General features: G+C 69.1%; 11 protein-coding genes and 2 pseudogenes. 9 read left to right on the top strand and 4 right to left on the bottom strand.

What is annotated here, in order from left to right; translation table 11 throughout:
* Positions 1 to 26: 26 nt before the first annotated feature.
* Positions 27 to 1,940: a glycoside hydrolase family 97 catalytic domain-containing protein gene (locus AB0D57_RS34070; protein WP_362082037.1), complete on the bottom strand. Its 1,914-nt coding sequence runs from the start codon at positions 1,938 to 1,940 to the stop codon at positions 27 to 29.
* Between the two features lie 150 nt (positions 1,941 to 2,090).
* Here AB0D57_RS34070 and AB0D57_RS34065 point away from each other — a divergent pair.
* Both AB0D57_RS34065 and AB0D57_RS34060 read left to right on the top strand, forming a co-directional pair.
* Positions 2,091 to 2,210, top strand: a pseudogene (locus AB0D57_RS34065) (LysR family transcriptional regulator); the annotation flags it as partial.
* Positions 2,211 to 2,492: 282 nt separating this feature from the next.
* A complete protein-coding gene (locus AB0D57_RS34060) occupies positions 2,493 to 2,621 on the top strand; it encodes a hypothetical protein (protein WP_362082034.1) in 129 nt (42 codons plus the stop codon).
* A gap of 124 nt (positions 2,622 to 2,745) precedes the next feature.
* On the opposite strand, the gene AB0D57_RS34055 is transcribed toward AB0D57_RS34060, so the two are convergent.
* The gene (locus AB0D57_RS34055) at positions 2,746 to 4,335 is read right to left on the bottom strand and encodes a metallophosphoesterase family protein (protein WP_362082031.1); all 1,590 of its coding nucleotides are present in this window, start codon (positions 4,333 to 4,335) and stop codon (positions 2,746 to 2,748) included.
* Between the two features lie 141 nt (positions 4,336 to 4,476).
* Here AB0D57_RS34055 and AB0D57_RS34050 point away from each other — a divergent pair, with 141 nt between their 5' ends.
* The 5 genes and pseudogenes from AB0D57_RS34050 (at position 4,477) to cimA (ending at position 10,947) form a co-directional block, all read left to right on the top strand.
* The gene (locus AB0D57_RS34050; protein WP_362082028.1) at positions 4,477 to 5,520 is read left to right on the top strand and encodes a 3-isopropylmalate dehydrogenase; all 1,044 of its coding nucleotides are present in this window, start codon (positions 4,477 to 4,479) and stop codon (positions 5,518 to 5,520) included.
* A 263-nt stretch (positions 5,521 to 5,783) separates the two neighbouring features.
* Positions 5,784 to 6,890, top strand: a complete 1,107-nt coding sequence (locus AB0D57_RS34045) for a branched-chain amino acid aminotransferase (RefSeq protein ID WP_362082025.1) — start codon at positions 5,784 to 5,786, stop codon at positions 6,888 to 6,890.
* Between the two features lie 186 nt (positions 6,891 to 7,076).
* A pseudogene (locus tag AB0D57_RS34040) lies at positions 7,077 to 7,406 on the top strand (zinc ribbon domain-containing protein); the annotation flags it as partial.
* A gap of 321 nt (positions 7,407 to 7,727) precedes the next feature.
* On the top strand, positions 7,728 to 9,059 hold the full coding sequence (locus AB0D57_RS34035; protein ID WP_362082022.1) for an MFS transporter: 1,332 nt from the start codon (positions 7,728 to 7,730) through the stop codon (positions 9,057 to 9,059).
* A 283-nt stretch (positions 9,060 to 9,342) separates the two neighbouring features.
* Positions 9,343 to 10,947, top strand: coding sequence for a citramalate synthase (cimA, locus tag AB0D57_RS34030; RefSeq protein ID WP_362082019.1), 1,605 nt, complete (start codon positions 9,343 to 9,345; stop codon positions 10,945 to 10,947).
* 101 nt (positions 10,948 to 11,048) lie between these two features.
* Here the strand turns inward: cimA and AB0D57_RS34025 are convergent, their stop codons facing one another.
* Positions 11,049 to 12,944, bottom strand: a complete 1,896-nt coding sequence (locus AB0D57_RS34025) for a ricin-type beta-trefoil lectin domain protein (protein WP_362082016.1) — start codon at positions 12,942 to 12,944, stop codon at positions 11,049 to 11,051.
* 321 nt (positions 12,945 to 13,265) lie between these two features.
* Between AB0D57_RS34025 and AB0D57_RS34020 the strand changes: the two genes are divergently transcribed.
* On the top strand, positions 13,266 to 16,298 hold the full coding sequence (locus tag AB0D57_RS34020; RefSeq protein ID WP_362082013.1) for a glycoside hydrolase family 3 N-terminal domain-containing protein: 3,033 nt from the start codon (positions 13,266 to 13,268) through the stop codon (positions 16,296 to 16,298).
* Between the two features lie 109 nt (positions 16,299 to 16,407).
* Positions 16,408 to 17,820: a hypothetical protein gene (locus AB0D57_RS34015; protein WP_362082010.1), complete on the top strand. Its 1,413-nt coding sequence runs from the start codon at positions 16,408 to 16,410 to the stop codon at positions 17,818 to 17,820.
* 63 nt (positions 17,821 to 17,883) lie between these two features.
* Here the strand turns inward: AB0D57_RS34015 and AB0D57_RS34010 are convergent, their stop codons facing one another.
* Positions 17,884 to 18,549 carry a DNA-binding response regulator gene (locus AB0D57_RS34010; RefSeq protein ID WP_362082007.1) on the bottom strand — a complete coding sequence of 222 codons (666 nt, stop codon included), beginning with the start codon at positions 18,547 to 18,549 and terminating at the stop codon, positions 17,884 to 17,886.
* Positions 18,550 to 18,586 lie beyond the last annotated feature (37 nt).

Here is an 18,586-nt window from a genome sequence, read left to right as displayed (position 1 = left end):
CGCGGCGCGTCAGCCGTCGCGGCTCGTCAGCGGTCGCAGCTCGTGCGGCCCGGAGACCAGCGGCAGGCCAGGGCCGCGAAGCCGCCGTCCGCCACGACGGGCACGGTGAGGGTGGCGCCGCCGCGGACGACGTGCGGTTCCCGGACCAGGCCCGACGGGCCGTCGGTCACGGTCTCCACGAGCCACTTGCCCGACCCGAGACGCATGGGTACGTCGACGTTCTGGGCCGCGCCCGCGAACGTACCGCCGATGAACCAGCGGCCGTCGGCCGCACGACGGGCCAGGACGGCTGAGCGGCCGGGGTCGCCGGTGAGGAGGCGGGTCTCCTCCCACCCGCTCGGCAGCTGCTCCAGATAGCGGCGGGCCTGCGGACGGGCCTCGTACGACTCGGGGGTGCCGGCGAGGTTCTGGATGCCGGACTCGTACAGGACCGTGAGGCCCAGCTCGCCCGCGTCGGAGTTCACGTTGGGCCGGTACGGGCGGTGGAAGGCGCCCGGCGTGAAGTCCATGGAGCCGATGACGTTACGGGTGAAGGGGAGCGAGGCCAGCTGCGCGGCGGTGTTGTTGCGCTTCTCCTCACCGCCGACGCCCTCCAGCGTCATCACGTGCGGCCAGGTGCGCTGGATGCCCTTGGGGATCGTGGAGCCGTGGAAGTTGACCAACAGGTGGTGCTTCGCGGTGGCCGCGAGGACGTCGTCGTACCAGCGCATCCGCTCCTGGGACTCCGAGTCCATGAAGTCGATCTTCACGCCCTTGACGCCCCAACGCTCCAGCGTGGACAGCCACTTCTCCCGCTCGACGGGGTCGGTGAGGAGCGAGTAGTGGAGCCAGACCTGGATCTCTACGCCGCGTTCCTTGCCGTAGCGCACCAGCTCGGGCATCCAGTTCTCGGTCTGCCAGTTCGGGTCGATGACCTCCCACTCGTCGGGCTTGAAGTACCAGCCCGCGTCCACGACCTCGTACGGCCAGTTCCGCTCGGCCGCGTAGTCGACGTACTTCTTCTGCGCCTCCAGGCTCTGCCCGGCTTCCTTGCCGCCCGCGAGCCAGGTCCACAGTGCCGGACCCGGTTTGATCCAGGAGGTGTCACGGACACGGGACTTGGGAGCGAGGTCGTCGGTGAACGTCGACTCGCTGACGGTCGCCAGATCACCGGTGATCACCGCGCGCCAGGGGGTGGTGAGCGAACCGGACACCTGGATCGGCTCGTCGTTCCACGGACTCACGCCGAACGTGGGCGAGCCGGCGGTATGCGTGAGGTGGGAGCCGGCGTAGCTGCCGTTCAGGTCCGACTCGGCGACCAGGGCGTAGCCGCCGTCCGTCTTGAACAGGGCCTGCATCGAGTACGTGCCCGCCGGTACCGCGGCCGCCGACTGGTAGCGGACGAAGGGGAGTTCGTTGTCCCGGCGGTAGGCGCTGATGACGGGTTCGGTGGTGGTGGGGAAGGTGAAGGCGGAGGCCTCGCGTACGACGTCGCCGTGATCGTCCGGCAGCACGTAGCGATACGCGACGCCGTCCGCGGCGACCCGGGTCAGCAGGTCGATTCGGGCTCCGTCCGCCGTGCGGAAGCGGAAGCGCGACTCGGTCATCCGGACGTCCCGCTTGTGGGACTTGCCCGTCGGGACGGTGTAGTGCTCGACGACCGTGCGATCGGAGCGGCCGGTGAGGGTCAACCCCTCGGAGAAGTCCGACTGTTCGGTCACCAGGCCGACGGGGGACGGTTCGAGGACGGTGCGGCCCGCGCGTCTGACCGCGAGGGTCGGGCTGCCGTCGGCCGGGTCGAGGGCGACCACGGCCGTGGGGGAGCCGTGCGGACCGCGGACCTCCCAGGACTTCGCGGCCGCGGGGGCTTCGGCACGGGCCGGAAGCGTCGCCGCGGTGGTCGCGAGGAGTGCGGAACAGAGCGTCAACACGATGGTGCGGGCCCGGGGTTGGACCGCCATGTGGAACCCCTCCTGTCGCAGTCATCCGATGACTGACTGATGAACGTGAGAGTGGAGGGGGTATTGGGGCATGTCAAGGCATCTGACAGCAACAGACATCGGATTGCTGATGAGCGGTTCAGTACCGAGGGAGCGTAGCCTCACTCCGGGACCGCCGAGATCACCGATCTCGGTCCCGAACGCCCGACCCGGTCCGTGGGCCGTGTCACCACGCCCGGACTCGCCTCGACGGCCGCGGGCCGCGCGCTCATCCGGGAGCTGGGGCGCTGACGCCACGGACGGCGAAAGCGCAGGTCACCGGAGTGTGACTCAATCCACCGTCTCAGATAGTAGGAAGTCCGAGTAATTGTGGAGACAGATGCTCCGTCCTCGCTTAGCTTTGTAGGAGCCGAACGTCTCGCTCGACCAAGCGAATGGCGGTCGTGAGCCGGAGCCCTTGGCAGGCAACCCCTGCGGCACCGCGCTTCCCGCCCCTCCGGCGTCTCGTAAAAGCCCTCACCGCACTTCCGGCCGCCCTTCTGGGGCCTCCCGGAGGCAAGGAGTCGATTCACCATGGCCGAGACGACCGTCCGCCGAGTCCGCCGCGTTTCCCGTACGAGCGAGTCCGACCGCAAGAACGCCGCCGCCGCGCTCCAGCGCGCCCTCGACCGCAGGGACAACGGCGGCGAGACGGGTCACTGAGGATCACCGGCCCGTCAGTGCGTCACCACATACCGGGAGCCGCACCCGCACGAGGTGCGACGCGGGGTTCACACCCCGCGTCGCACCTCGAGGTGCTCAGCCATCGCGCCGCACCTTCGAGTGCTCAGGCACTTCGCCGCACCTCGAAGTAGTCGATGCGCCTGCCGTTCTGCGCGAGCGCCGACACCTTGAGCCGGGGAGCAGTGCCCGCCTCCGCCTCCACCGAGAGGAAGGAGTAGCCGGTGTACCGCACCCGCGACCACTCCACGGTGTCCTTCTTCTGCTGCTGTGACTTCGTCCAGTGGAAGGTGTCCACGGACTCGCGGTCGGCGACCTTCCCCTCGTAGCTGTCCTTGACCCCGGCGGGAAAGCTGTACAGGCTCTTGCCCGCCCCGCCCGCCGTGACGTACACGATCCCGTCCCGCGTCGGATCGGTCGACGCGCCGATCGGCACCCGCCTGCCCACCTTGCCGCCCTTGATGGCGTCGGTCCGTTCGTACACGTGGTTGTGCCCGTTGATCACCAGGTCCACCTGGTGCTTGGTGAACAGCGGCAGCCAGGCGTCCCGTACGCCCCCGTCGGAGGCGTGGGTCGACGTCGAGTACGTGCAGTGGTGGAAGAAGACCACGACGAAGTCGACCGACTTGCGCAGTTCCCCGAGCCGCCTGTCGAGCCAGGCCGTCTGCAGCCCGCCCGTGTAGCCCTTGTTGGCGGGGATCTCGTTCGACACGTCGTTCGCGTCCAGCGCCACGATCCCGACATTGCCGTACGTGAAGGAGTAGACGCCCGGCGCGTTGCGTGCGTCGAAGCCGTTGCCGGGGAGGGTCCAGCGGGCCGACTGGCCCCCGTACCCGTTCGGCGAGTACCACGCCTCCATGTCGTGGTTGCCGGTCGTCACCATCCACGGCACCGACTTCGCCACCGACTCGGTCTGCTTGAGGAACCGGTCCCAGTCGGAGGGGTCGTAGCCGTCCGACTTCTTGCCCTGGCCGTTGACGTCCGCGTAGCAGATGTCACCCGCGTGCAGATGGAACGACGGGTGCCGGCCGAGGATCGTACGGTCGTTGGCGAGCGCGTCGGCGGTGACGCCTTGGTCGCCGAAGGCGGTGAACACGAACTTCTTGGGCGGCCGGGCGGGCGCCGTGCGGAAGGAGCCGATGGTGGAGTGCCGCTCCCGGGACGCGGGGTCGAAGCCCTCGTGGCCGACGCCGTAGTAGTACGTCGTTCCGGGGCGCAGGCCGTCCAGCGCCGCGTGCAGGTAGTACTGGTCGAGGGCGAGTCGTACGCCCTTCAACCCCGGCGTGTGCAGGGCGCGGACCTCGGCCGTGATCTTCCGGCTCAGTCCCCAGGGTGTCAGGCCCACGCGCACGTAGGGCTTCTTGACCGCGAAGGGGACCTGCCAGGAGATGCGCATCTGGGTCTTCGGGTCGGCGCCGAAGGCGAGATGGCGGCCGAAGGGCGCGACGACCGAGCCGTGCACCTGCCCGGTGGCGGGGCGCGCCGATGCCGATGTCGAGAGCGCGGCGGAGGTGCGTTTCGCCGTACCCGATGCCGATGCCGATGAGCAGCCGGCCAGGAGCCCGCCGCCCGCGAACACGCCCGCCGTCACCAGCGCGCGGCGGCGCGTGAGTTTCGTCCGCAGATACTCGTGCTGCTCCGCCATGCTCATCCGGCGTGCGAGCTGCTCGGGAATACCGACATCAGGGGTGTCCATGGCTGGGAACTTCCCAGCAAGTCCCAACGTCCGCCATACATACGGGTGAACGCAGGCCGACGATCCCCCCCGCGACACTCGACGGCGTCCGTATGGCGGACACCTCGTGTCATTCCATGGGACTGGGAGTACGGTGCCTTCATGTCTCGCAGCATCAATCTCGCAGTGATCCCCGGTGACGGCATCGGCCAGGAGGTCGTGGCCCAGGGTCTGAAGGTCCTCTCCGCCGTCCTCCCGCAGGATGTGAAGCTGGAGACCAAGGAGTTCGACTTCGGCGCCAAGCGCTACCACGCCACCGGTGAGACCCTCACCGACGCGGACGCCCAAGCCCTCAAGCAGCACGACGCGATCCTGCTCGGCGCGATCGGTGACCCGTCGGTCCCCTCCGGCGTCCTGGAGCGCGGCTTTCTGCTGAAGCTCCGCTTCCTCTTCGACCACCACGTCAACCTGCGTCCGTCGAAGCTCCTTCCGGGTGTCGCCACCCCGCTCGCCGGCCAGCCGGAGATCGACTTCGTCGTGGTCCGTGAGGGCACCGAGGGCCCGTACACCGGCAACGGCGGCACCATCCGCAAGGGCACCCCGCACGAGGTCGCCACCGAGGTCTCCGTGAACACGGCCTTCGGTGTCGAGCGCGTCGTCCGGGACGCCTTCGCCCGCGCCCAGGCCCGCCCGCGCAAGAAGCTGACGCTGGTCCACAAGAACAACGTGCTGACCTTCGCCGGTCACCTGTGGACGAACATCTTCAACAAGGTGGCCGTGGACTTCCCCGAGGTCACCACCGACTACATCCACGTCGACGCCGCGACGATCTACCTCGTCACGGACCCCGGGCGCTTCGACGTGATCGTCACCGACAACCTCTTCGGCGACATCATCACCGACCTCGCCGCGGCCGTCTCCGGCGGCATCGGCGTCGCCGCCTCCGGCAACATCAACCCGAGCGGCGAGTTCCCCTCGATGTTCGAGCCCGTGCACGGCTCGGCGCCCGACATCGCGGGCCAGGGCAAGGCCGACCCCAGCGCCACCGTCCTGTCCGTCGCCCTCCTGCTGCGCCACCTCGGCTACGAGGCCGAGGCGGTCCGTATCGAGGACGCCGTCTCCGCCGACCTCGCCGAGCGCGTCGGGAAGCCCGCCCGAAGCACCGACGAAATCGGCGACGCGCTCGCCGTACGAGTAGCCGGCTGACCCCGCGCCACTCACGTTTCGTAGGAGCCGCCGGGTCGCATCCGCACCCGGCGGCTTTTCCTATGCCCTCGCCGGGTGCCACCATCAAACCCTGGGCAATCCCAAGGGCCGCATTCGCACTGTTTTCGTCCACGGTTCTCCACGCGCGATAATCGAACGCGGAGCCGCGGAATGAGGGAATGCTCGGGCGTCCTGGCACTGGCCACTGGCAGTACGGACGTGAGCGCGGCCCGTCACACACAACCGGTGAAGGACAACCACTCATGACGACGCCCACGATCGAGCTCAAGCCCTCTTCGCAGCCCCGTTCGACTGCGGAGCGCGAGGCCATCCTCGCCAACCCCGGGTTCGGCCGCTACTTCACCGACCACATGGTGACGATCAAGTGGACCGAGGGCCGGGGCTGGCACGACGGCCAGCTCGTTCCGTACGGCCCGCTCTCCCTCGACCCGGCGAACATGACCCTGCACTACGCGCAGGAGATCTTCGAGGGCCTCAAGGCGTACCGCCAGCCCGACGGCTCCGTCGCCACCTTCCGCCCGGACAAGAACGCCAAGCGCTTCCAGGCCTCCGCGCGGCGGCTGGGAATGCCGGAGCTGCCGGTGGAGACGTTCATCGAGGCCTGTGACGTCCTGGTGCGGCAGGACCAGGCCTGGGTCCCGGCCCACGGCGGCGAGGAGTCCCTCTACCTCCGCCCGTTCATGATCGCGACCGAGGTCGGCCTGGGCGTGAAGCCCGCCAACGAGTACCTGTTCCTGGTCATCGCGTCCCCCGCCGGCGCGTACTTCCCGGGCGGCGTGAAGCCGGTGTCGATCTGGCTCTCCGAGGACCACGTCCGCGCCGTCCCCGGCGGCATGGGCGACGCCAAGACGGGCGGCAACTACGCGGCCTCCCTCCTCGCCCAGGCCGAGGCCGCCGAGAAGGGCTGCGCCCAGGTCTGCTACCTCGACGCGGTCGAGCACAAGTGGGTCGAGGAACTGGGCGGCATGAACCTGTACTTCGTGTACGGCGCCGAAGCCAACGAAAAGCCGGTGATCATCACCCCCTCCCTCACCGGCTCCATCCTCGAAGGTGTCACCCGCGACTCCCTCCTCACCGTCGCCCGCGACCTCGGCTACGCGTCCGAGGAGGGCCGCGTCTCCATCGACCAGTGGCAGCGAGACGCGCAGAACGGCACCCTGACCGAGGTCTTCGCCTGCGGCACGGCCGCGGTCATCACCCCGGTAGGCACGGTCAAGCGCACCAGCACGCAATGGCAGCAGAGCGGCGGCGAACCCGGCCCGGTCACGCTGAAGCTGCGCGAGGCGCTCCTCGACATCCAGCGAGGCGTCGGCGAGGACAAGCACGGCTGGATGCATCCGCTGGGCTGACGTGAACGAGACGGGGTCCGCGCCGGGCGAACCGGGGCGGGCCCCGTCGTTTCTCCCGGTCCGGGGCCATGCGAGTCGGCCCCCGCCGTTTCCCTGCTCAGGCCCACGGCCGGGAGTGGGCTCGACATCATCCTCGGCCCCCACCTCGACGAGACCGTGTACCAAAAGCTCCTGGAGCTGGACCTTTCTGGCTGGGGCTCCTTCCTCGCCATGCTGGCCTACAAGGCGGCCCGGTACGGGCGCACCCTGGTGAAGATCGGCAGGTTCGAGCCGACCAGCCAGGTCTGCTCCACCTGTGGGGCTAAGGACGGACCGAAACCCCTGCACGTACGGGAGTGGACCTGTACCACCTGCGGCGCGGTCCACGACCGGGACGTCAACGCTGCACGCAACGTCAAGACGGCCGCCGGACTGGCGGCATCGGCCTGCGGAGCGCCGGTAAGACCGGGAGCGATCCCGGCACAGCGCGAAGAAACAGGAAGCCACGGAATCCCCACCGGACACCGTGCCGCGTAGCGGCACCACAACCGGCAGGGACGGCCAGAATCCCCGGGCTCCAGCCCGGGGAGCATGTCAAGTCGCCTACCAGGACAACGGCAGCACAACGGCACGGGCAGCGTCTGGGGCCGACCGCACGACCGGCGCGCGGACCGAGGCCGACGACGGGCATGGTCCAGCTCAGCGTCAGGCGACCGGCCGGTCTCCGCTGCGTCGGATCTGGTGCCCGGGGACCCGAACGGCGTCGCCGACGTCTTCCTGCGCCATCTGCCGTGAACGCAATGAACGAAACTCGAGGCACCCTTGTGGTGACCGTGCGCAACGGGCACGTTACGGCTCATGGGACGAGAGCAGTGGAAGAAGATCTGGGTCGGCTCGGCCGGCAACATGGTGGAGTGGTTCGACTGGTTCGTGTACGCGAGCTTCGCGACGTACTTCGCCGGGGCGTTCTTCCCGGACGGGAACCCCACCGCACAGCTCATGAACACCGCGGGCATCTTCGCGGTCGGCTTCTTCATGCGCCCGGTCGGCGGCTGGCTGCTCGGCCGGGTCGCCGACCGTAGAGGCCGCAAGACCGCGCTGACGCTGACCGTCACCCTGATGTCGCTGTCGGCCGTCCTCATCGCCTTCGCGCCGACCTACGCGGTGGCGGGCTACGGCGGCGCGGTCGTCCTCCTTATCGCCCGCCTGCTGCAAGGGCTGTCGGTGGGCGGCGAGTACGCGGCCAGCGCGACCTACCTCACCGAGGCCTCCGACCCGAAGCGGCGCGGCCTCGCGTCCAGCTTCCAGTACGTGTCGATGACAGCGGGTCAGATCCTCGGCCTCGGTCTGCTGATCATCCTCCAGCGCACCCTGTCGGACGGCGCCCTGCACAGCTGGGGCTGGCGCATCCCCTTCGTGGTGGGCGCGCTCGGCGCCGCGGTCGTCTTCTACCTGCGGCGCACGATGCTGGAGACGGAGGTGTACGAGGAGGCCGCGTCCGGCGGGCAGGCGGCGTCCGGCGCGGAGCGGGGCACGGTGCGCGCGCTGTGGCAGTACCGGCGGGAGGCCTTCCTGGTCATCGCGCTCACGATGGGCGGCACGGTCGCGTACTACACGTACACCACGTATCTGACGAAGTACCTGTCGAACTCGGCGGGCCTGCCGAAGGAGACCGCGACCCTCGTCTCCTTCTCCGCGCTGATCGTCTTCGCCTGTCTGCAGCCGCTCGCCGGCCACCTCTCCGACCGTATCGGCCGCCGCCCGCTGCTGATCACCTTCGCGGTCGGCTCGACCTTCCTGACGGTCCCGATCATGACGATGCTGAAGCACGTGGGCGGCTTCTGGCCCGCGTTGGGCCTGGCTCTCCTGGCCCTGGTCGTGGTCACGGGCTACACCTCGATCAACGCCTGCGTGAAGGCCGAGCTCTTCCCGACCGGCGTCCGCGCCCTCGGCGTCGCCCTCCCGTACGCCATCGCCAACGCCCTCTTCGGCGGCACGGCCGAATACGTCGCCCTGTGGTTCAAGGACGCGGGCGTCGAGTCCGGCTTCTACTGGTACGTGGCGGGCTGCGCGGCGGTGTCGCTGGTGGTGTACGTCGGCATGCGCGAGACCCGCGATCTGGACCTGAACCGGGTCGGGCAGGGCGGCCACAAGCCGACCTCGGAGTCCGAGGCGCGGCTCGCATCCTGAGACGATATGGGCCCGGGGGTGGAGCTTGTGCCAGACTGCCCCCGTGCTCTCGTTCGCCACGATTATTGGCAGCAGGCGCGCCGGTCCGCAGTGACCGCCACGTACCACCACGTACGGGCGGGCACCGTCATCCTCGACCCGCGCGCAGACCTCTCGCACCCGCGAGAGGTTTTTCGTTTTCCTGGCCCACCGCAAGCCGGGAAGGGAGCGCGAGGGATCATTGGGGGATGGTGGAGCCGGTCATTCCGGTACAGACCGAGATCCAACACAGGAGCCAGAGACCATGACCGAAACCAGCGAGCTCGACGATTCGTTCCACGTCTTCGACACGACCCTGCGCGACGGCGCGCAGCGTGAGGGCATCAACCTCACCGTGGCGGACAAGCTGGCCATCGCACGGCACCTGGACGACTTCGGGGTGGGCTTCATCGAGGGCGGCTGGCCCGGCGCCAACCCGCGCGACACCGAGTTCTTCGCCCGCGCCCAGCAGGAGATCGACTTCAAGCACGCCCAGTTGGTGGCGTTCGGCGCCACCCGCCGGGCCGGGGGCAAGGCGAGCGAGGACCCGCAGGTCAAGGCGCTGCTGGACTCCGGCGCCCAGGTGATCACCCTGGTGGCCAAGTCCCATGACCGCCATGTCGAGCTGGCCCTGCGCACCACCCTCGACGAGAACCTCGAGATGGTCCGCGACACCGTCTCGTACCTGCGTTCGCAGGGCCGCCGCGTGTTCGTCGACTGCGAGCACTTCTTCGACGGCTACCGGGCGAACCCGGAGTACGCGAAAGCCGTCGTACGGGCCGCCTCCGACGCGGGGGCCGACGTCGTCATCCTGTGCGACACCAACGGCGGCATGCTCCCGGCCCAGGTCCAGGCGGTCGTCGGCACGGTCCTCGCGGACACCGGTGCCCGGCTCGGTATGCACGCCCAGGACGACACGGGCTGCGCGGTCGCGAACACCCTGGCGGCGGTGGACGCGGGCGCGACCCACGTCCAGTGCACGGCGAACGGCTACGGCGAGCGGGTCGGCAACTCGAACCTCTTCCCGGTCGTGGCGGCACTGGAACTGAAGTACGGCAAGAAGGTCCTGCCCGACGGCGCCCTGCGCGAGATGACGAGGATCTCGCACGCGATCGCCGAGGTGGTGAACCTGACCCCCTCCACCCACCAGCCGTACGTCGGTGTCTCGGCCTTCGCGCACAAGGCCGGCCTGCACGCCTCCGCGATCAAGGTCGACCCGGACCTCTACCAGCACATCGACCCCGAGCGGGTCGGCAACACCATGCGGATGCTGGTCTCCGACATGGCGGGCCGCGCGTCGATCGAGCTCAAGGGCAAGGAACTCGGCATCGACCTCGGCGACGACCGCGAGCTGGTGGGCCGGGTCGTGGGGCGCGTCAAGGAACGCGAGCTGAAGGGCTACACGTACGAGGCGGCGGACGCCAGCTTCGAGCTGCTGCTCCGCGAGGAGGCCGAGGGCCGGGCCCGCACGTACTTCCAGGTGGAGTCCTGGCGCGCGATCGTCGAGGACCGCCCCGACGGCACCCACGCCAACGAGGCCACGGTCAAGCTCTACGCCAAGGGCGAGCGCATCGTCGCGACGGCGGAGGGCAACGGCCCGGTGAACGCCCTCGACCGTGCCCTGCGCGTCGCTCTGGAGAAGATCTACCCGCAGCTCGCCCAGCTGGAGCTGGTGGACTACAAGGTCCGCATCCTGGAGGGCAAGCACGGCACCCAGTCCACGACGCGCGTGCTGATCTCCACCTCGGACGGCGCCGGTGAATGGTCCACGGTCGGCGTCGCGGAGAACGTGATCGCCGCGTCCTGGCAGGCCCTGGAGGACGCGTACACGTACGGTCTGCTGCGGGCCGGGGTGGAGCCGGCGGAGTAAGGGCCTGGGAATCAGCCCCTCCGGCGTTTGAGGAGCGGGGTCAGGAACAAGGGACGGGCGGGGGCGAAGAAATCCCCCCCCCCCCGCCCGCCCCGCACCCCCTACTGCAAATGCCACTTCTGGTTGGCAGCCCCCGTGCAGCTCCAGATCTGCGCCCGAGCCCCGTTCGTCGACGAATTCCCGGTCACATCAAGGCACTTGTTCGCCGCGGTATTGACGACATCCCCGGTGGCGGAGTTGTACGACCACCGCTGAGCCCCCGTCCCGTTGCAGTCGTAGAGCTGAAGCTGCGCCCCATCAGCGGTGGACGCCGAGGTGACGTCAAGGCACTTCCCGAGGGCCTGAACCGACCCGTCGGCCTTGACCGTCCAGTTCTGCGCGGTCGAGCCGTTGCAGTCGTAGAGCTGCACGGCGGTTCCGTTGGCCGACGAACCACCCGCCACGTCAAGGCACTTGCCTGCCAGCCCCACAAAGGCCCCGCTCTGGTCGCCGCCACCGGCCTGCGTCCCGGACCAGGTAAAGGTTGCCGAGGTCTTGCCGGGAAGCGAGTAGGTCGCGTGCTGCGAACCCCAGTTGATCGTCACCGTCTTCGCGGTGGCCGCGTCGTTGTACGCGATCAGCGCCTTCGACCCGTCCGGGTTCCGCCACGCGACATTCGGCACGGATGTGCTCGCCGTGGAGGCGATGCGCTGAGCGCCCGGCTTCACGAACTTCGTGAGGTGCCCCATCGTGTAGTACTCGATGGTGTAGTCGACCTGCCCGCTCTGCGCGTCACCGTTGTGGACGGTGACGAGACCGGTGCAGGTGCCGCAGCCACCGTTGTGCGGCCCCATGTTCTGGTCCACGGCCAGTGACCACTTCGTCACCGACTTCGCCCAGTTCCGGGTGTAGTCGACGATGTTGAGCATGTCCTCGCGCTGCTGGTTGGCGATCCAGGTGCCTCCGGAGTGCTCGGTTCCGAAGGCGTCGAGCGTGGGGTACTGGTTGTGGACGGTGGTCTGCTTGGTGACGTCACCGCCGTAGCCGTGCCACGCGACCCCGCCGAAGTTCGGGTGCGTGCGGACCGCCGCGTCGCCGACCGTCGAGGCGGCGTACGAGTCGTACACGTCCCAGTTCCAGTCATGGGCGAGGACCTTGGTCGACAGACCCGCCGCCTGGAGCTTCGGCAGTAGCTCGCTCTTGGTGAAGTAGGCGAGCCCGGAGGCGTTCCAGCTCATCGAGGGGTACCCGGAGCAGCACGTCGGCTCGTTCTGCACCGTGACATACGAGACGGGCACGCCCTGAGCCTGGTACGCCTGCAGGTATTTCACGAAGTACGAGGCATAGGCCCCGTAGTTCTCCGCCTTCAGCCAGCCGCCGTTGAGCGACCCGCTGTCCTTCATCCAGGCCGGTGCCGTCCACGGCGAGGCCATCACGGTCAGTGCGGGATTGAGCTGGCGCGCCTGCTTGGTCAGCGGTACGACGTCGGCCAGGTCGTGTGAGATGGAGAACTGGGCGAGGGTCGGGTCCGTCTGGCCGGCCGGCACGTCGTCGTACGAGTACCCGTACCGCGCGAGGTCCGACGCGCCCATCGGATTGCGTACGAACGACAGCCCGATCCCTTCCGTCGGCGAGAACAGCTTCGTCATCGCGGCGTTGCGTGCGGTCGGTGTCAGCGCCCCGCTGCTGTTCATCAGCCAGGCGGCGGTGTCGGTGAAGGAGGCGCCGCCGCCGGTGAACGTCTGGTACCGGGTGTTCTCGTCCACGGTGATGTTGTCGCCGGTTCCGCCACTGCCGGCCTGGAAGGCGAAGGGGGTTTGCGGCTGCAATCCGCGTAGGACATGGCGGCCGCCGGTGTCGTCCGTCGTGGTCAGGTAGGCGGTGACCTGTTCGCCCGCCGCGTGCGCGGGAGCGCTGCCGACGGCGCCGAGTCCGGCCGTCGTCAACAGCCCGGCGACGAGCAGCCGGGCCGCTCGGCCCGTTCTCTTCAGGGATCTTGCCGTGCTCGTGGGGCTCATGGGTGCGCGGCCCTTCTGGAGGTGGGGGATGGGGCGTGCGAGGCGTGAGTAAATGACGGCCGCGGACGCGCGTCAAGGGGGTGCGCGTTCAGAGACTGAAGGAACAATGGCCCTGATCCAGCCGTCAATTGCCCGTGTACCGGTTCTGACGTGAGGTCTTGACGGTTTGCCGGGACGCCAGTTAACTCACGGCGTGATCTAAGTCGTAAGAGTACTGAAGTGCGCTTGACGAGATCTCAAGAACGTTGAAGAGGATTTACAACAGGAACGAACAGGAACCAAGAGGAACCAAGAGGATCAACGAGAGTCGAGGGAAGGTCCATGCGAAGAACCGCCCTGCTCGTGTCCGCCGCCTTGCTCACTGGGTTGCTGCCCCTGGCCTCCGCGTCGGCCGCCGCCGGAGCCGACGACCCGCCTCCTGTTCCCGTCGACGCCTTCGAGGGCGAGGTCCCGTTCGCGAATCCGCCCGCCGAAGGCATCTTCACGTGGGGCGGCGACACCGACGATCCGCCCCAACTGGCCCTGACCGCCCGCGCCGACGCCCCCGAAGGCGCCAAGGTCCTCACCGGCGCCTACGACATCAGCGGCTACGGCGGCTTCAGTCACGACTTCGCCTCCGGTCAGCCGGCCCACGACTGGTCCGCGCACAAGGGCATCCGCTTCTGGTGGGACGGCCAGAACAACGGTAAGAAGATCCCCTTCGAGATCAAGGACGGCGGCGCGAACGGCGGTGCCTCCGAGCTGTGGACGACGTCCTTCACGGACGACTTCACCGGCTGGAAACAGATCGAGATTCCCTTCACCGACTTCGCCTATCGCACGGACTACCAGCCCGTGGGCGGCATCGACCAGATCCTCGGCCTCACGGAGATGTGGGGCTACTCCGTCACGCTTCCCGTCGGCCTCAAGAGCCAGTTCGCCATCGACGACGTCGAGCTGTACGGCACCGCCGACCCGGCGCTGCGCGCGAGCGTCGTCACCGACTCCGCGGTCTACCCGGTCAAGGAGGGCGGCAAGGCCGACGTCAAGGTCTCCGTCGCCACCACCGGCGCCGTTCCGCTCGACGAGCCGGTGACCGTCGCGTACGAGACGGCCGGCGGCACCGCAGACTCCGGCAAGGACTACAAACCCGTCAAGGGCTCGATCACCTTCCCGGCGGGCACGGCCTCCGGCACCTCGCGCACCGTCTCCGTGACCACCCTCAAGGACAGGTCCGGGGAGTCCGCCGAGACGATCCCCCTGAAGCTGACGGTCACCGGAGCCAAGGCCCCGGCCGAGACCCCGCAGGTCGTCGTCGACGCACACGGGCTCCCGTACCTGGACCCGAAGCTGTCGGTGAAGAAGCGCGTCGCCGACCTCGTCTCCCGGCTGTCCCTGGAGGAGAAGGCCGGTCAGATGACCCAGGCCGAGCGGGGCGCGATCACCTCGCAGGGCGACATCGCGACGTACGCCCTCGGTTCGCTCCTCTCCGGCGGCGGCTCGACCCCCACGCCCAACACCCCCGAGGCGTGGGCGAAGATGATCGACTCCTTCCAGCTTCGGGCGCAGGCGACGCGGTTCCAGATCCCGCTGATCTACGGCGTGGACGCGGTGCACGGTCACAACAACCTCGTCGGCGCGACGGTCATGCCGCACAACATCGGCATCGGCGCCACCCGTGATCCCCAGCTCGCCCAGGAGACCGGCGCGGTGACCGCCGCCGAGGTCCGCGCCACCGGCATCCCGTGGGACTTCGCGCCCTGCCTGTGCGTGACCCGCGACGAACGCTGGGGCCGCAGTTACGAGTCCTTCGGCGAGGACCCGGCCCTCGTCGAGTCCATGGAAACAATCATCCAGGGCCTCCAAGGCCGCGCGAACGGCAAGGACCTGAGCGACGGCGACAAGGTGCTCGCCACCGCCAAGCACTTCGTCGGCGACGGCGGCACCGAGTACGGCTCGTCCACCTCGGGCACGTACACCATTGATCAGGGCATCACCAAGGTCACCCAGCAGGAGCTGGAGGCCGTGCACCTCGCGCCGTACCAGGACGCCGTGGACCGCGGCGTAGGCTCGGTCATGCCTTCGTACTCATCGCTCGACATCCTCGGCGACGACGCCGGCCCGGTGAAGATGCACGCCAACGCGGCGCTCATCAACGGGGTGTTGAAGGACGAGATGGACTTCGACGGCTTCGTCATCAGCGACTGGGCGGGCATCGACCAGATCCCCGGCGACTACGCCTCCGACGTCCGTACATCCATCAACGCGGGCCTCGACATGATCATGGTCCCGTATGCGTACAAGGACTTCCGTACGACGTTGATCGACGAGGTTCAGGCCGGCCGGATCAGCGAGGAGCGCGTGGACGACGCCGTATCGCGCATCCTCACGCAGAAGTTCAAGCTCGGCCTCTTCGAGAAGCCGTACGCCGACACGAGCGGGGCGGCGGACATCGGCTCGCCCGAACACCGGGCCGTGGCCCGCGAGGCGGCGGCCGAGTCGCAGGTCCTCCTCAAGAACGCGGGCGGCGTCCTGCCTCTCAAGAAGTCCCAGCAGGTGTACGTCGCCGGTTCCAACGCCGACGACCTCGGCAACCAGAGCGGCGGCTGGACCATCACCTGGCAGGGCTCGTCCGGAAAGATCACCGACGGCACGACGATCCTGGAGGGGATGCGGCGCGCGGGCGGTGACGTCACCTACTCGAAGGACGCCTCGGCGCCCACCGGCGGCTACGACGTGGGTGTGGTCGTCGTCGGCGAGACCCCGTACGCCGAGGGTGTCGGCGATGTCGGCAACGGCAACGACCTGGTGCTGACCGCCGCCGACAAGGCCGCCGTGGACAAGGTGTGCGGCGCCATGAAGTGCGCGGTGCTGATCGTGTCCGGGCGCCCGCAGCTCATCGGGGACCGGCTCGGCGACATCGACGCGCTCGTCGCCTCCTGGCTGCCGGGCAGCGAGGGCGACGGCGTGGCGGACGTGCTGTACGGCAAGCGGGCCTTCACCGGCCGGCTTCCCGTCACCTGGCCCAAGTCGGAGGCTCAGCTGCCGATCAACGTCGGCGACGCCTCGTACGATCCGCAGTTCCCGTACGGCTGGGGACTGACGACGCTGACGAAGGTGCCGGAGGGCGGGAGCGCCACCCTCAAGGCGCTCGGGATCGCGGTCGCCGTGGCCGAGAGGGCCGGCGCGGAGGAGGAAGGCCGCGCGCTCGTCGGCAAGGCGCGGCTGATCGTGCAGCAGAAGGTGGGCCAGAACATCACGGCGGCGGTGGCGAAGCCCTTCGCCGACGCGGACCATCTGCTGCTGACGGGCCGGTACGGAGCGGCGGTGGAGAAGCTCACAGCGGCTTATCGGGCGGCTTATCGGGCGGCCTGAGGCAGTGGATCCGGTGGGTGTGCGTGCGCGGCATGCACACCCACCGGTGTATATGCACACCGACCGGCTTAAATGACTGCTTTATGGGATTTTCGGGTAGTTTCGAGTTATGAAGGTTGCCGGACGGAACCGATGGCTGTCGTGGCTGCTGGCCGCGTTGCTGCTCGCCGCCCTGGCCGCTGCGGCCGTGCTGTCGGCCGGCGCCCCGCGCGCCTCGGCTGCCACGAACCTCCCCACGGCCACGAATCTCCCTGCGGCCACGAGCGTCTCCGCGGCCACCAGCATCTCCGCGATCGCCGACGCACTCCGCGAGAGCCCCGTCTACGTCGACCCGGCCGCGTCCGCGCAGCTGTCCAAGGCCGATGCCGACGACCTCGCGAAGAAGATCGAGGACGCGGACAAGCCGCTCTTCGTGGCGGTGCTGCCCGCGGACTTCCCGACGCAGAACCTCTTCACCGAGCTGCGCACCGCCACCGGCATCACGGGCCTGTACGCGGTCCGCCTCGGCGACCGCTTCGACGCGAAGGCCGACGCCTCCGTCCTGCCGCGCACCGCCGTGCAGAACCTCGTCACCAGCGTGCAGGGCGAGGCGGCGGCCACCCAGCTCGACGACTTCACCGAGCGCGCCCTCACCAACATGGGCGGCTCGGCGCCCACCGGCTGGGACACCGGCGACAGCGGGAGCGGGGTCTCCTCCACCGGGCTGATCACCGTCGGCGCGCTGCTCGTGGCCGGTGGCGCCGGCGCGTACACGCTCGTACGCCGCACCCGGCGCCGTAAGGACGAGGAGCAGCGGGCGGCGCTGGAGAAGCTGCGGGTCGTGGTCGACGAGGACATCACCGCCTTCGGCGAGGAGCTGGACCGTCTCGACTTCCAGCCGGGAGAGCCGGGCGCGGACGACGCGATGCGCACGGACTACGAGCACGCGCTGGACGGGTACGAGAAGGCGAAGAGGTACATGGCTCAGGCGCAGAAACCGGAGGATGTGCGCGCCGTCACCGAGGCCCTGGAGGACGGCCGCTTCTCGCTCGCCAAGCTCGCCGCCCGCCGGGAGGCCAGGCCGCTGCCCGAGCGCCGGGCGCCCTGCTTCTTCGACCCCCGGCACGGCCCGTCGGTCGCCGACGCGACGTGGACGCCGTCGGGCGGTGCGCCCCGTCAGGTCCCGGTCTGCGCGGCCGACCAGGCCCGGCTGGCCGACGGCCACGACCCCATGATCCGCGAGGTGGACACCGACTCCGGCCGCCGCCCGTACTGGGACGCGGGCCCGGCCTACGGCCCCTGGGCGGGCGGCTACTTCGGCGGCGGCATCCTGCCCGGCCTGCTGATCGGCACGATGCTCGGCGGCATGATGGCCACCCCGACGTACGCGTCCGACTACGGCTCCGGATACGGCGACTTCGGCGCCGGCGGATACGAGGGCGGCGACGTCTCCGGCGCGGACTTCGACCCCGGCGACTACAGCGGTGGCTTCGGCGGCGGAGGGGACTTCGGGGGCGGCGGGGACTTCGGCGGAGGTTTCTAGCGGTGGTCTGCTGGAGGGCGTTCCTCAGGTGCGCAGACCGCTGAAGGTATGCGATCACCACGATCAGCGGGGTAGCCCCAGCTCGCCCGCACGCAGGCCGGCCTGGAAGCGGGAGTCGGCCTCGAGCTTGGCCATCAGCTCGGCCACGCGGCGTCGGTAGGTGCGGAGCGAGACACCGAGCCGTTTGGCCGCGGATGCGTCGGTGAGTCCCGAACCGAGGGCTTTGAGGATCATGCGGGCGTCGGCGTCGAGGTGGGGGACGTCGCGGTGCAGATAGGTGTCGAGATCAACGGAATTGTCCCAGATCGCCTGGAGCAGCGAGAGCACGCCGTCGACCAGGTTCTGCGATGTCGTCACGGTGTACTCACGGCCGGTGGGGGTCTCCCGGCCGGCAAGGATCATCACCCGCCGGTCGATGACGATGGTCTCGTGCGGCAGCGGCGAGCTGCTGATCCGGACGAGAGCCCCCTTGCTCTGCACCAGCCGCAGATGCGCGCGGGCCTCCTCCTCGGCGAGCGCCACCGGGCTGAGCAGCTTGCGCGTGGTGAAGCCCGGGGAATCCGCGGCGCGCACCCGGTTCTGGACCGCTGCCCTGGCCTCCGGCTGCGACCAGGTTCTGAGGTCCCGGGCGGCGCACAGGAACTCGGTGTACGCGGACTCGAAGAGATGACCGGCACGCGCCATCAACTCCGTGTCCCCTTGGACTGAGAACACCTTTTCATTCCGCACTCCGCCAGTCTGGCAGCAAGCTGCCACGAGCTCGCCG

Origin of the sequence: Streptomyces sp. NPDC048275 (assembly GCF_040652275.1) — a bacterium.
In the GTDB taxonomy this organism is placed as follows: domain Bacteria; phylum Actinomycetota; class Actinomycetes; order Streptomycetales; family Streptomycetaceae; genus Streptomyces.
This window is presented reverse-complemented; position numbering and strand designations above follow the sequence as displayed.